The sequence below is a fragment of the Paenibacillus sp. 1001270B_150601_E10 genome, assembly GCF_015558675.1.
Taxonomy (GTDB): Bacteria; Bacillota; Bacilli; order Paenibacillales; family Paenibacillaceae; genus Paenibacillus_B.
On sequence record NZ_JADMOL010000004.1, the window covers coordinates 66720 to 80823 of the forward strand.

The 14104-nt window shown below is 44.0% G+C and carries 9 protein-coding genes and 1 pseudogene; all 10 read left to right on the plus strand.

Annotated elements, in window-relative coordinates; all coding sequences use genetic code 11:
• Position 1 precedes the first annotated feature (1 nt).
• The 10 genes and pseudogenes from I2H74_RS25145 (at position 2) to I2H74_RS11680 (ending at position 14094) form a co-directional block, all read left to right on the plus strand.
• Complete coding sequence (locus tag I2H74_RS25145; protein WP_324254058.1) at positions 2–1789, plus strand: ABC transporter ATP-binding protein; 1788 nt, start codon at positions 2–4, stop codon at positions 1787–1789.
• Positions 1786–3579, plus strand: coding sequence for an ABC transporter ATP-binding protein (locus tag I2H74_RS11640; protein ID WP_195574148.1), 1794 nt, complete (start codon positions 1786–1788; stop codon positions 3577–3579). The genes I2H74_RS25145 and I2H74_RS11640 overlap by 4 nt, the downstream gene beginning before the upstream one ends.
• Before the next feature lie 55 nt (positions 3580–3634).
• Positions 3635–4282, plus strand: a complete 648-nt coding sequence (locus tag I2H74_RS11645; RefSeq protein ID WP_195574149.1) for a PIG-L deacetylase family protein — start codon at positions 3635–3637, stop codon at positions 4280–4282.
• Positions 4283–4301: 19 nt separating this feature from the next.
• Positions 4302–5267 (plus strand): NAD-dependent epimerase/dehydratase family protein, encoded by a 966-nt coding sequence (locus I2H74_RS11650; RefSeq protein ID WP_195574150.1) that lies wholly within the window; start codon positions 4302–4304, stop codon positions 5265–5267.
• A 39-nt stretch (positions 5268–5306) separates the two neighbouring features.
• Positions 5307–6626, plus strand: coding sequence for a nucleotide sugar dehydrogenase (locus I2H74_RS11655; RefSeq protein WP_195574151.1), 1320 nt, complete (start codon positions 5307–5309; stop codon positions 6624–6626).
• Between the two features lie 15 nt (positions 6627–6641).
• A complete protein-coding gene (locus tag I2H74_RS11660; protein WP_195574152.1) occupies positions 6642–8156 on the plus strand; it encodes a class I adenylate-forming enzyme family protein in 1515 nt (504 codons plus the stop codon).
• A gap of 28 nt (positions 8157–8184) precedes the next feature.
• Positions 8185–8898 carry a class I SAM-dependent methyltransferase gene (locus I2H74_RS11665; protein WP_195574153.1) on the plus strand — a complete coding sequence of 238 codons (714 nt, stop codon included), beginning with the start codon at positions 8185–8187 and terminating at the stop codon, positions 8896–8898.
• A gap of 156 nt (positions 8899–9054) precedes the next feature.
• Complete coding sequence (locus I2H74_RS11670; protein ID WP_195574154.1) at positions 9055–10014, plus strand: helix-turn-helix transcriptional regulator; 960 nt, start codon at positions 9055–9057, stop codon at positions 10012–10014.
• Positions 10015–10184: 170 nt separating this feature from the next.
• A pseudogene (locus I2H74_RS11675) lies at positions 10185–12498 on the plus strand (ATP-binding cassette domain-containing protein).
• Positions 12499–12792: 294 nt separating this feature from the next.
• Entirely contained in the window at positions 12793–14094 is a 1302-nt protein-coding gene (locus I2H74_RS11680) for an alpha-glucosidase/alpha-galactosidase (RefSeq protein WP_195574155.1), read from the plus strand.
• Positions 14095–14104 lie beyond the last annotated feature (10 nt).

A 14104-nucleotide genomic window follows, 5' to 3' on the forward strand; every position in this document is an offset into this window, starting at 1 on the left:
AGTGGTTTTTTCTAAAAAGATCAATGTCTTTTACTTGATCAAAATCGTATTCAGAATCTCACCAGTCTACGCTTCTTTGATATTAGCGCAGCGGATCATAAAAGCATTGATTCCTTCCATTCAAGTTTTTATTGTTGCCCAATTCATTAACTCGGTCATCGAGGTTGTAACCTTAGGCAACTCTATTCAAACGATATACGGGCCCGTTGCGGGCATCATCGCAACATTAGCCTATCTTATGATTTCCGATAAGCTGATTCACTTTATTCAAGTGAAAATGCTGAATGAGATCAGAGAGGAATACAGCCTCACACTTTTCTATAAAAAAGCGAGGCTATCATATAAGCATATTGAGGATTCCAAGATTGCAGATCTGATATCCCGTGTGACTGAGAAGCCCGAGCAGGAGATTTCAGAGGCTTATAATCATTTTACAAATTTCCTGGGCTTGATCATTACGGTATCGAGTATTGCCGCCATCTTGCTAACACAGGTTTGGTGGGCAGCCCTCTTGTTGATTGCTATTTCTATTCCCTTGTTCTGGTTAGCAGTGAAGAGTGGTAGGGCAAATTACGAAGCGAGTCGAGAGGTTTCGAGGCTGAGCAGGGAATATCAATACCTTGGGGAGGTTTTAACGGGGCGCGAAAGCGTAGAAGAGCGTTACTTATTCGGCTACGGGACGAAGATTAACCATGTATGGTTCGATCGTTATGAGCGTGCAAGAAAGTTGTTGTTCAAGACGGAGCTTAAATGGTTCGCGAAGATGAAGCTTGGCGGTCTCGTTACCTCTCTGTTGTCCTTGATCATGATTATTGTACTCTTGCCCTCTGTATTGTCGAAGGCGATGTCTATTGGACTCTTTATTTCGCTTGTAAACTCAACGAATAATCTAGTGAATCGAATGACTATAGATCTTACTCAAACGCTTGATAGTCTGGCTCGGAACGCAGAATACGCCAAAGACCTTCAGCTATTTCTGGATCTTGATGAAACGGCAGGAGCAGCAGATGCGACTCTTTCAGAGGAATTCCGTTTTGAAACACTCGAATTTGTTAACGTAAGCTTCAAATACCCCAATACCCAAAAAATGATTTTGCAAAATATGTCCTTCAAAATTGAAAACAGCAAGCACTATGCCTTTGTTGGGTTAAATGGGGCAGGCAAAACAACGATTACGAAGCTGATTACGGGACTATATGATGAGTTTGAGGGAGCCATCCTTATTAACGGCAAATCCATTCGTGAGTATACGCAAGCTCAAATCAAATCGATGTGCGCTGTGGCTTATCAAGACTTTGCGCGATACAGTATCTCGATGAAGGAGAATATCGCAATCGGTGATGTCAATCGATTCGATGATCATGAAGCGAATCTCTGGAATGCGATTAAAGCGCTAGAATTAGAGCCGTTGGTCGAGAGACTCCCCCAAGGCTTAGATACGTACCTTGGAAAGATTAAGAAAAGCGGCGTGGATTTATCAGGTGGTCAGTGGCAGAGGGTTGCATTGGCCCGATTTATGATAAACCGTGGTCCGCTCAGAATACTTGATGAGCCAACCGCTGCTCTTGATCCCGTAAGTGAGAGCAGGCTTTACGAAAAGTTCGAGGAGTTGTGCCGGGGGCAAACGACGATATTTATTAGTCATCGACTTAGCTCCATCATGCTTGCTGATGAAATATTCGTCATGGATCAAGGCAGAGTGGTTGAACAGGGAGCTCATGCCGAACTGATGAGTAATCAAGGACTATACGCCCAACTATACGACAGCCAAAGGTGTTGGTATCAATGATACAAAGAGAGAAGGGGAGATCTTCCTCCGATATCTCCTTTTTTGAAATCATATGGAAAGTATTAAAAATGGCGTTTGCGGCAGGACCGATTTATATCATTGTGAACAATCTGATGGCCATCATGAATGGTGTGTCTCAGGGTGTCATTACCTATATGACGCAAATTTTTTTCGATTCTGTATCCGATGCCGTTACGATGAATACGGGAGCAAGGCAGGTTATCATGTTCGCCATAGCCTTGTTCCTTACGGTTATCGTGTCACAGATTATTAATGGACTTAATAATTTTATGGGAATGAGCTATTTCAAGAAAGTAATTGGCTATTTTAATCAGAAGATTAATCTAAAGGCATCAAAAATTCATCCGATTGCTTATGAGAATCCAGAGACGTTGGACGATATCAATAAGGCATCCTTAGGGGCAACAAATAGTCTAGGATTGTTATTTACAACAACGACGATTTTTTCCTATTACTTGCCTTATTTTTTGTTCATGTTTTTTTACCTCTACTCCTTAGATCCTGCTTTAGCCATTACACTCATCTTTGTTTTTGTACCCGTTGCCTTATCGCAATATATAAGAAGCGCGGTATTTACAAAACTTGAAGATGAGATTGCGCCAGTACGTCGTGAATATGATTATTATTCGAAATCAATTGCGGAGAAAGAAACGCGTATTTTGGGTGCCTTCTCGTACTTTAGAGATTTGCTTCGTGGTTCGGCCAGATATCTAAACCAAGCAACCTGGAGGGCCGAGAAAAAAGCAGGGATGCTAGAGTTATCGATGAGTCTCGTTACTCTTCTTGGATATGTTGGAATTCTTATCTTATTCGTTCGTTCTTTGCTTAAAGGCAATATAACCGTTGCAGCCTTTGCAGCCGTTTTTGCTTCTATTGACACGATGTTTGGGACAATGAATGCGATTATTAGCACGCATATTGCGAATCTAACCAAGGATTTAGGGACGATAAAAAATTTTATTCGATTCTTAAAAATGCCTGAACGTGGTGGAGTAGAGAAAAAGAAGGGAGAAGACCATAGTATTTCTGTGTCTAATGTTTCCTTTCGGTATCCAAATGCGGAAACGGATTCATTGAAGCATGTGTCCCTTTCCATTAAAAATGGTGAGACCGTTGCAATCGTTGGTGAAAATGGTTCAGGGAAATCGACGCTTGTTAAGCTGATCCTTGGCCTTTACGAACCGACAGAGGGTAAAGTAATGGTTGCTGATGCCAATACAAAGGATACAAGCATGGGATCCTTATTTTCAAGGACATCAGCTGTATTTCAACACTATCAAAGATATAAGCTGACACTGGAAGAGAATATTCGAATGAGTGACCCACATGCAGCAGAGCAAGCGGAGAAGCTGGAAAAGGTTATGGAGAACGTTGGTTTGGATAAACATAATCGTTCGTTCCCAGATGGATACCAAACGATGCTGTCCCGTGAATTCAATGGGGTTGAATGTTCTGGCGGCCAGTGGCAGCGGATTGCCATTGCACGAGGCTTATACCGTGATCATGACATCATCGTGCTGGATGAGCCCACTGCAGCCATCGATCCGATAGAAGAAATGAATGTCTATCAGAAATTTGCTGAGATCGCAGACAAGAAAACCGCGATTATCGTCACCCACAGACTGGGTTCCGCCAAGATTGCTGATCATATTATTGTGATGCATAGAGGAGAGATTTTGGAACAAGGCACCCATGATGAATTGATGAGCAAAGGTGGGAAATATCAAGAAATGTTCCATTCGCAAGCAAAGTGGTATGTCATCGCGTAAGCCAAAGGGGCGCTATGCGCCCCTCCATGTTTAAATGTAAAGGAAGGGATGTCTATTGCATTTTGATCCAAAAGACAAGCTGCTTATTATTTCACCGCACACTGATGATGAAGTGCTGGGCTGCGGAGGGCTGATGCATCATTTCCAAAGCGAACATATTTACGTTGCACAGCTGACAGCAGGCAATGAGATTAGACGCAGAGAATTCGAAAGCGTCATGCAGTACTGCCGCATCCCCAACTATTCGATCTTATTTGAGGATCATCTTCATTTAAGACTTGATACACTGCCACTTAGCACAATCATCCATTCTTTTGAAGCCATCATAGAGCAATTTAAGCCTTCTCTTGTTGCAATACCCTTTCCATCTTTCAATCAAGATCATGAAGTGGTGTTCCGTGCTGGTATGGCTGCTTTACGCAGCAAAAAACGGGCACAGCATTTTCCGAAAATGGTCATTCTCTATGAATATCCTCAGATCAATTGGATCAGCCTTGGCGGAAGATTCCAACCAAACTTATATCTAGATATCTCCAATCACCTTACAGAAAAGATCGAAATGCTGAAATTGTATGAGTCTCAACTTGTGGATGAGGAATACGCCGTTAGCATTGATGGCATGGTCAGCTTGGCCAAATATCGAGGAAAAGAGATATCTGTGGCTGCAGCAGAGGCTTATGAAGTAAGAAGATGGATTATATAGATCTATAAGGGGGATTCGAATGAAAGTATTAATTACTGGTGGTGCTGGCTTTATAGGCTCCCATCTCGTGGATGCTTTTATGGCAAGGAATGATCAGGTTATCGTAATTGATAATTTATCGACAGGATCAAGACAGAACATTAATCACCATGACGGAAATGCCTCCTTTCATTTTATCTGGAGCGATATCACAAATTGTCCGGATCTTCATGAGCTTTGCAGGGATTGCGATCTTATTATTCATCTGGCTTCATCTGTAGGGGTGAAATACATCATGGAGAACCCTCTAAATAGCTTAGAATCCAATGTCCTTGGTTCTATTCAGATTATGAAGCTGGCTGCTGCTTATAAAAAAAGAATCATTTTCTTCTCAACATCAGAAATCTATGGCAAGAGCAACGCAACCCATTTGCGAGAAGATGATGATCGAATTCTTGGACCATCCTTTCGATGGAGTTATTCGGCCTGCAAGGCGGTTGGGGAATATTATTTGTACGCTTTAGGGAAAGAAGAGGGCTTACACTACAACATTTGTCGGTGTTTCAATATTGTTGGGCCTAGGCAAGTTGGCAATTATGGCATGGTGCTTCCTCGATTGGTTCAGCAAGCGCTTAACAATGAGGCAATGACAATCTATGACGATGGCACTCAGATACGAACATTCACTTATGTATTGGATGTCGTAAAGATGATTATGCATATCGCTGACCATCAGGAGATCAACCAGCAGACATTCAACATCGGCTCTGAAAATGTCATATCGATTATCGAATTGGCACACAAAATTAAAGCTCACACGAACAGTTCATCCTCATTCGTATTCCTGCCATCGAAAGAGGTATATGACGAAGCTTTTGAAGATATTCAAGTACGGGTACCGAATATTGACAAACTAACAGCACTTGGTGTCCTCTATGAGCCTATGGATATCGATCGTATTATTGCGAACGTGGTAGATTACTACAAAACACCAATCGTCCATTAGGACAGGAGCGTACATTATATCTTAAAGGTGTGATCGTTTATGGATATTATTAATGACTTACTATGCGGAAAAGATCGGGTATCCGTCATTGGGTTAGGCTACGTCGGATTGCAGCTTGCCATTGAGTTCGGAAATAAATATTCCGTTATCGGTTATGATACGAACGAAGATAAAATTAACGCCTACAAGCTGGGTGCTGATCCTGCGAATGAAGTCCACCCATCTGAATTTATTCAGGCTCGGGTTGAATTTACTACGGATGCCCATTTGCTATCTGCTGCTAGATTTCATATTATTGCTGTTCCAACACCGATCAATCAAGATAAGTCACCAAATTTAGAGTTTATCATATCAGCGACCCAAACTGTCGCAAGGCATTTATCAAAAGGTTCCTTTATTGTATATGAATCTACGGTATATCCGGGCGTGACGGAAGAAATCTGTATTCCTCTTATTGAGGATATCTCGGGTCTTCGATGTGGAATTGACTTCAAGGTAGGCTATTCACCAGAACGGATTGTTCCAGGCGAGAAACGATTATTTTCTAATATAGTAAAGGTTGTTGCTGGTATTGATAATGATGCATTAAAAGAAATTGCGCAAGTGTACGGTATGGTCATTGGTCCAGAAAACATCTATGAAGCAGAGAGCATAAAGGTAGCCGAGGCGGCAAAGGTGACAGAGAATACTCAGCGCGATCTTAATATTGCCTTGATGAATGAATTATCGATGATATTCAACAAAATGGGGATTGATTCAAAGGCTGTGATCAATGCTGCAGCTACCAAGTGGAACTTTATACAGATGCAGCCTGGAATTGTGGGTGGTCATTGTATTAGTGTAGATCCTTATTATTTAGTGTATAAGGCAGAGCAAATTGGATATGCACCTGAACTCATATTATCAGGCAGGAAGACAAATGAGCGTATGGCAAGCTATATTGCAGAGCATACCATAAAGCTTTTGATTGACTCCAACCGCAGAATTAAGGGGTGCAAAATACTCGTCATCGGATTTACTTATAAAGAAAATGTGGCAGACGTTCGTAATACAAAGGTAGCTGACATCGTGAGACAGTTAAATGATTATGGTGCAGAGGTCTATGTAACGGATGTGCTCGCTAATCCTCATGAAGCCTATTATGAACACGGCATATCGCTATTCCCCTTTGAAGAAGTGAACGAGATCGATGCTATTATTTATGCGGTCCCTCATCAAGACTATAGTACTCTTACACTTAAAGATCTAAAGAAAAAATATCGTACGGATTTGCATGAAGCCTGTGTATTTATTGATCTTAAAGGACTCTATGACAAAGAAGAGGCTGACCAGATGGATATGCTCTATTGGAGCTTATAAGCTTGTCATTTTCCATTGAAAGAGGCGTATAGATTGAGAAGCATAGTTAGTCTTCTGAAGATAGCGGCAGAGGAAGACGGTGATCGTTCCTTTCTTGTTGACCCAAGCGGGAGAGCATGGACTTATAAAGAACTGCTCAGCTATAGTAACCAGATAGCAAAGTTTCTCCAGCTCTATAGAACAAAGACTAAGGAACATGTAGGATTATACTTCAATAACAACGCTGACTTTGTTGCCTCCTTTTTCGGAGTATTGATGGCAGAATGTATTCCTGTTCCGATCCCTTATAACAGCAAAGATCAGGAAATTCATCATATTTGCAAGATGGGTGACATCTCCTTTTGCTTAGCGAATGAGCCCGTTCCTTCATCCATACAAGTTTTGAATATTGCTTCTATTGATGATGTCGATCTTCCACATGATGAACCAGAGTGCATGGATGAACGTTCTGAAACGGGTATGGCGCTCTTGTTCCCTACTTCGGGAAGTACCGGTAACCCTAAACTAGTGATGCTATCAAATGAGAATGTGGTTACTAATGCGGCTGCACACAGTGAGGCCTTGTCTTTGACAGCCGAGGATCGTTTCATGCTAACCATGCCTATCTATTTTAGTTCCTCGATCACAACTCAGCTGCTCTCCTGTCTAATAACGAGAACGCCGTTGATATTGTTTAATAACCCCTTTATTCCGAAGAAAGTGCTCAAGGTTGTGACGGAGCGTGAAATTACGTGTCTGGCGCTTGTACCTACAACCTTAATGCTTTTAACTCATAGCTTGGAAAAACAACGTAATCAGACAATAGGTACAGTGAAAACGATTGTGGTGAGTGGTTCCCCTTTACATAAAGAATTGTATGAGCGAGCCCAATTCTATTTCCCTCATGCTAAGATTCTGCAGACTTATGGGTTATCTGAAGCCGCTCCGAGAGTAAGTATCATGAGTAGACTTGACTCAGAGCTTTCTTGCGGGAAACCGGTAAGAGGTGTTGAAGTGAAAATTGTAGATCAGCATAAAGGAGTAGAATGCGCCAATTTGGAAACGGGAGAGATATATGTTAAAGGCCCTAACGTCATGCTGGGCTATTATAACAACCCAACTGCAACAGATCAAACGATCCACAATGGGTGGTTGGCAACTGGTGATATAGGGTATAAGGATCATTTCTCGAACCTATACGTCGTAGGAAGGAGAAAGAACGTGATCCTTGTTGGCGGAACGAATGTATACCCTGAAGAGATTGAGGAGGCCCTTACTCGTATTGAGGAAGTGGAAGAGGCCGCTGTTTCTGATGTGGAAGATGAGCTGATGGGGCAGATTCCGGTCGCAGTGATTGTTTTTAAAGAGGATAAATGGTTAAGTGAGGATGAATTGTTCCAGGTACTTAAAGATCAATTGTCCAACTACAAGATGCCAAGAGCATGGCTTATTATAGATAACCTGCCTAGAACTTCAACAGGGAAAATAAATCGAAATTCATTAAGGGATCTATGTAAAGCGAAGGTTGAGATGTATCAATCTCAAGATTAGGAAACCATTGTAAAGGAATGTGAAAATAATGAGAACACTGATGTATAATGAGTTTCAACAGGTCGGCGTTAACTTTGACGATGAAGCGAAAGTGAGCAGTTATGATGAAGAAATGGGGACATTTCGTGATTTTCAAGAAGAAGCGGAAACGATAGCGAATCACATTGGTTTAAAGCCTGAACACACCGTAATCGAGATGGGTACAGGGACGGGGAATTATGCCATTGAAGCAGCTAAGTTATGCAAGCATGTATACGCCGTAGATGTTTCTCCGTCTATGCTGAAGAGAGCAAAAGAGAAAGCTGCTGCAAAACAAATCACGAATATTAGTTTTATTCATGCGGGATTTTTGAGCTACGATCATTCTTCCTATGAACCCGCAGACGCGATTGTTACAGATCTGGCCTTGCATCATCTTCCGGATTTTTGGAAACAAATCGCAATACTTCGAATGAATGCTATGCTCAAGATCGGAGGAGCTCTTTACTTAGCTGATCAAATGTATTCTTTCCCGATTCAGGCCCATCAAGAGAAGCTGAACGAGTGGATTGATCTGAACTGGGAAAGGAGCCGTAATACACAATTCAAACAGGATGTAGAGCAATGTATCGTAGAAGAACATGCAACGTTTGAATGGGTTATGGATGGAATGCTTGAGAGAGCGGGTTTCTCTTTTTATAAGGTGCCGAGCTCCGAATTCTTTACGATTTATGTGGCGAGAAAGGAAAAAGAATTAATGTAACTAATGATGCAGGTATATGGATGTATTAAGATTGCGCCGATGTTCTGATTGATAGACATCGGCTTTTGGTTCTTGTTTTAAATAAGACAAAGTATGTCGTAATTTAAGGGTATACTATCTTCTATAATAAACGAATGTATTGAGAGGATAAGAGAAATGTCCAAATCAACACGACTCATTGATATTTGGATGTACATCAATCGAAAATCTGCCTTTACAGCTCAAGAGTTGGCTGATGAGTTTCAATTGTCAGTGCGCACGATTCAGCGTTATCTCAATGAGCTGAGCAGCTTGGGGGTGCCGATGTACACGGAGCAGGGGCGGTACGGGGGCTATCGGATGCTGAACAACCGGGCACTACCGCCGATCGTGTTTACGGAGGAGGAGGCCATCTCCATCTTTTTTGCCCACCAGGCGCTTCATCGGTACGAATCGCTGCCCTTTGACGCGGAGACGAGGGCGGTAAGCGAGAAACTGTACCATCAATTGAGTCAGGATGCGAAGAACAGAGTGGATCGGCTGCGTCTTCATCTTGCCTTCTGGAATCCCGAACGAACGGTAACCTCGCCGGCGCTCGTCCCTCTCCTTGAGGCGGCAATGGAGGGCTGTGTTGTATCGATGAAGTATGAATCGAAGGACGCCGTTAAACCCAAACGAATCACGCCGCTTGGCGTCTACGCTCAAAATGGCTTCTGGTACTGCCCGGCATATGATCATCAAAAACATAAAATACTGCTCTATCGGGTAGATCGCGCTCATTCGGTCATCAAAGAAGGCGTGGATGAGGAGAAAAGAGTGCATCTGGCGGAGTGGCTGGAACAGGAATATGACGAAGAAGATATTACGAACCCTGTTAAGCTCCATATACGCTTGGATCGAGAAGGGGTGCGCCAATGCAAAAGCCATTCTCATCTAGCAGAAGGGCTTGTCGTGGATGAGAACGGAGCGGGTTCTGTTCACATCGACATTGATCGGGAACTAGCAGCGGACTATGCTTCCATGTTCTATTTGTTAGGAGAGCATGTCGAGATACTAGCGCCGCAAGAGCTGCAAGAAATGCTCTATGAACGAGCAGAGAAGCAGGCTCAATATTATCGTGATCGTTATAAAAAGTAGAATTATTTATCTTGATTAGCTTAGGCGGATTTCTCTGCAACAACAGAGGGATCCGCTTTTTTGTTTATCGCAGGATGTCCACCCTTTAGTTAAGGGAGAAACGGACAAATCCTGTCGTATATGAGCGGTACGATAGAACAAGAGTCAAAAGTGATTGGAGGCGTGATGAAATGAGTGTCTTACAGAGTCGATACGAGGAACGTGATTTCGATGAACAGAATGCGCTGCGTATTGTTGGTGCACGAGAAAATAACTTGAAGGATGTATCGGTATCCATTCCAAAAGGGAAGCTGGTTGTATTTACAGGCGTATCGGGATCGGGGAAGTCCTCGCTTGTATTTGATACGATTGCAGTCGAGTCGCAGCGGCAGCTGAATGAAACCTTCTCTTGGTTCGTGCGCAATCGCTTGCCGAAGTACGAGAAGCCTGACGTAGAGGCCATGTACAACTTGTCCACTGCCATCGTCATCGATCAGAAGCCAGTCGGAGGCAATGCGCGCTCGACGGTAGGAACCATGACAGATATTTACTCTCTGATGCGTCTGTTGTTCTCGCGAATCGGGGAACCTAGCGCTGGAGCATCTACCGCTTATTCTTTCAATGATCCTGCAGGCATGTGTCCACAGTGTGATGGACTTGGACACGCCATGCAGGTTGATCTTGATAAGCTGCTGGATAAAAGCAAATCGCTCAAAGAAGGCGCGATTCAGTTTCCTATGTTTGGACAAGGGACGTGGCAGTGGCAGATATATGCGAATTCAGGCTATTTCGATTTAGATAAGCCTTTATCAGCTTATTCCGATCAGGAATGGGACAATCTGCTGTATGGAAAAGGGGAAAAGGTTCCGATCAAGAGCAGCGGCGGGGTAGCACAAGTGGCCTATGAAGGGCTGATTCATCGCTTCAATCGGCTTTATCTTAAGCGTGATGTCAGCACGCTCGCGAAAAAGAATATGGAAGCTGTCATGAATGTGGTTGCAGAGCAAGATTGCTCCGCCTGTCATGGCGCTAGGCTGAATGAGGCAGCTCTAAGCTCTGTCGTCAATGGACATAACATTGCACAATGCTCGATGATGGAGATCGCAGATCTGATCGAGGTGTTAAAGGAGATTCAGGACTCTATTGGCGGCCCTGTAGCTTCTGCTATCATTACTCAGCTTGCGGCGCATATGCGATATGGGATTAGGTTACCTATCCCTTCATCGTGAGACCTCGACATTGTCTGGAGGAGAGGCTCAGCGTCTTAAAATGGTTCGACATTTGTCGAGCAGCTTGACCGGAATGACCTATATCTTTGATGAGCCAAGCGTGGGCTTGCATCCTCATGATGTAGAGAGGCTCATACATTTGATGAAACAGCTTCGGGATAAAGGGAACTCTGTCCTTGTGGTTGAGCATGATCGGGATATCATCGAGATTGCAGACTATGTGATTGATATGGGGCCTCGCTCAGGTAGAAACGGCGGGGAAGTTGTGTTTCAAGGTAGGGTGGAACAGCTAGTAGAGGCGGATACACTCACTGGAAAGTATTTGCGTCATCACGTCCCGATTAAAGAGGACATTCGGGAGTCGCAGGGCTGGATTGAGATTGAGGATGCGACACGGCACAATCTCAATCATGTTCAGGTTGATATCCCGATTGGGGTGATGACCGCTGTCACGGGTGTGGCGGGCTCCGGAAAGAGCACGCTGATTAGTGATGTTTTTGCTGCTACCCATCCCGAGGTGCTGATCATCGATCAGTCGGCGATTGGTACGACTTCAAGGTCATGTCCGGCCACTTATCTTGGCATTATGGATGATATACGAAAGCTATTTGCAAAGGAAAATGGTGTAGATGCCAGCTTATTCAGCTTTAACTCGAAGGGCGCCTGCCCTGCATGCGAAGGTCGAGGAGTGATGACGATGGATATGGCATTCATGGACCCCGTTACTACCACATGCGAGCATTGCGAGGGTCTTCGATATAAGGAAGAGATTCGTCAATATCGGTTAAGAGGGCAATCTATTGTGGATGTGCTGGCCATGACTGCAGAGCAGGCGGTTCCTTTTTTTACCGAGAAAAAGATTCATCATAAGCTAGAGACGCTGGTGGATGTAGGGTTAGGCTACATTACGTTAGGCCAAGTCGTAAGCTCCATGTCGGGAGGAGAGCTTCAGCGGTTGAAGCTTGCGACGGAGCTGCATCAGACAGGCAGCATTTTTGTCATGGATGAACCAACGACAGGGCTCCATATGGCTGACATCGAATTTTTGATGAAGCTGTTGAACCGGATCGTAGATAGCGGCAATACGCTGGTGGTGATTGAGCATAATCTGGATGTGATCAAGCAGTGCGATTGGATTATTGATATGGGTCCTGGCGGCGGCAAGCATGGGGGAAACGTGATATTCGAAGGCACGCCAAAGCAGTTGTTGAAGCATCCGACATCTTTGACGGCAGCATGCTTGAGAAAAGAATCGATACAGGGGCCTAACCATTAGGCCCTGTTGATGAGATCATCAAAAACCCCAATAAACCTCCAAGAACCAAAAAAACTCCCCCTGTATCGTGCTACTCTCATTCTATCTCCATATGACGAAGGCGTTGTATCCAAGTCTTCTTTCCCTTCTCTGCTAATGTTTCGATCAGGTTCGCTGCTCATAGAGATAGGAGCAATTTCTTATAAAAATACTACATTAATCCATATACCTCTAGATTCCTTCCATACTCAATTCCAACTGCTCTGTCTATAGTTAAGGCATCAGCTCACATTGATAAAGATAGGAGAGATGGACATGAGTAAGATTACATTTCTAGGAGCAGGAAGTACGGTGTTTGCTAAAAATGTCCTTGGCGATTGCATGCTGACGGAAGCACTGCAGGGTTTTGAGCTTGCACTCTTCGATATTGACCACGAACGCTTGGAGGATTCGGAGCGGATCTTGAACAATCTGAAAAAAACGTCAGGCAGTCCCTGCATTATCAAGTCCTATAAAGACCGGAAGGAAGCGCTGCGGGGCACGAAGTACGTTGTGAACGCGATTCAGGTTGGTGGGTACGATCCATGTACGATCACAGACTTTGAGATTCCTAAAAAGGTTGGACTCCGTCAAACGATAGCCGATACGGTCGGTATCGGCGGCATCTTCCGCAATCTGCGCACGATTCCAGTTATGCTGGACTTTGCCGCGGATATGAGAGAGGTATGTCCGGATGCTTGGTTCCTTAACTATACCAATCCAATGGCTGTATTGACGAATGTCATGAATACTTATGGGGGCATCCGCACAGTTGGTCTATGCCATAGTGTGCAGGCTTGTATTCCAGATTTGTTCCACCAGCTTGGCATGGATAAGACCGGCGTACAGGCAAAGATCGCGGGCATCAACCATATGGCATGGCTGCTCGAAGTAACGAAGGATGGCGTTGATCTTTATCCGGAAATTAAAAAGCGTGCAAAAGAGAAGCAAAAGGAAAAGCATCACGATATGGTTCGGTTCGAGATGATGCTGAAGTTTGGCTACTACATTACCGAGTCATCCGAGCATAATGCCGAATATCATCCTTACTTCATTAAGAAAGCGTATCCCGAATTAATTGAACGCTACAATATTCCATTAGACGAATATCCTAGACGCTGTGTGAATCAGATCGAGGGCTGGGCGAAGATGCGTGAAGATCTGCTTCACGATCAGGATCTGAAGCATACGCGTACTCATGAATATGCTTCGTATATCTTTGAAGCGATGGAGACGGATAAGCCCTTTAAGATCGGCGGCAATGTGATGAACACAGGAGGGCTGATCTCTAATCTTCCAAGAGAAGCTTGTGTTGAGGTTCCGTGCCTTGTTGATCGCAGCGGGGTTACCCCGACCTATGTAGGGGATCTGCCGCCACAATGCGCAGCGCTTAACCGCACCAATATCAACACACAGCTGCTGACGATTGAAGCAGCGATTACGCAGAAGAAAGAGCATATCTATCATGCTGCGATGCTTGATCCGCATACTTCAGCAGAGCTGTCGCTCGATGATATTGTTTCATTGTGTGATGACCTGATTGAAGCCCACGGAGACTGGCTGCCAAAGTATCGATAAGAGAGAAGCC

Excerpts from the sequence above, each read along its gene's own strand:
- I2H74_RS11640 (WP_195574148.1), top strand. The coding sequence starts at position 1,786 with ATGATACAAAGAGAGAAGGGGAGATCTTCCTCCGATATCTCCTTTTTT.
- I2H74_RS11650 (WP_195574150.1), top strand. The coding sequence starts at position 4,302 with ATGAAAGTATTAATTACTGGTGGTGCTGGCTTTATAGGCTCCCATCTC.
- I2H74_RS11655 (WP_195574151.1), top strand. The coding sequence starts at position 5,307 with ATGGATATTATTAATGACTTACTATGCGGAAAAGATCGGGTATCCGTC.
- I2H74_RS11665 (WP_195574153.1), top strand. The coding sequence starts at position 8,185 with ATGAGAACACTGATGTATAATGAGTTTCAACAGGTCGGCGTTAACTTT.
- I2H74_RS11670 (WP_195574154.1), top strand. The coding sequence starts at position 9,055 with ATGTCCAAATCAACACGACTCATTGATATTTGGATGTACATCAATCGA.
- I2H74_RS11680 (WP_195574155.1), top strand. The coding sequence starts at position 12,793 with ATGAGTAAGATTACATTTCTAGGAGCAGGAAGTACGGTGTTTGCTAAA.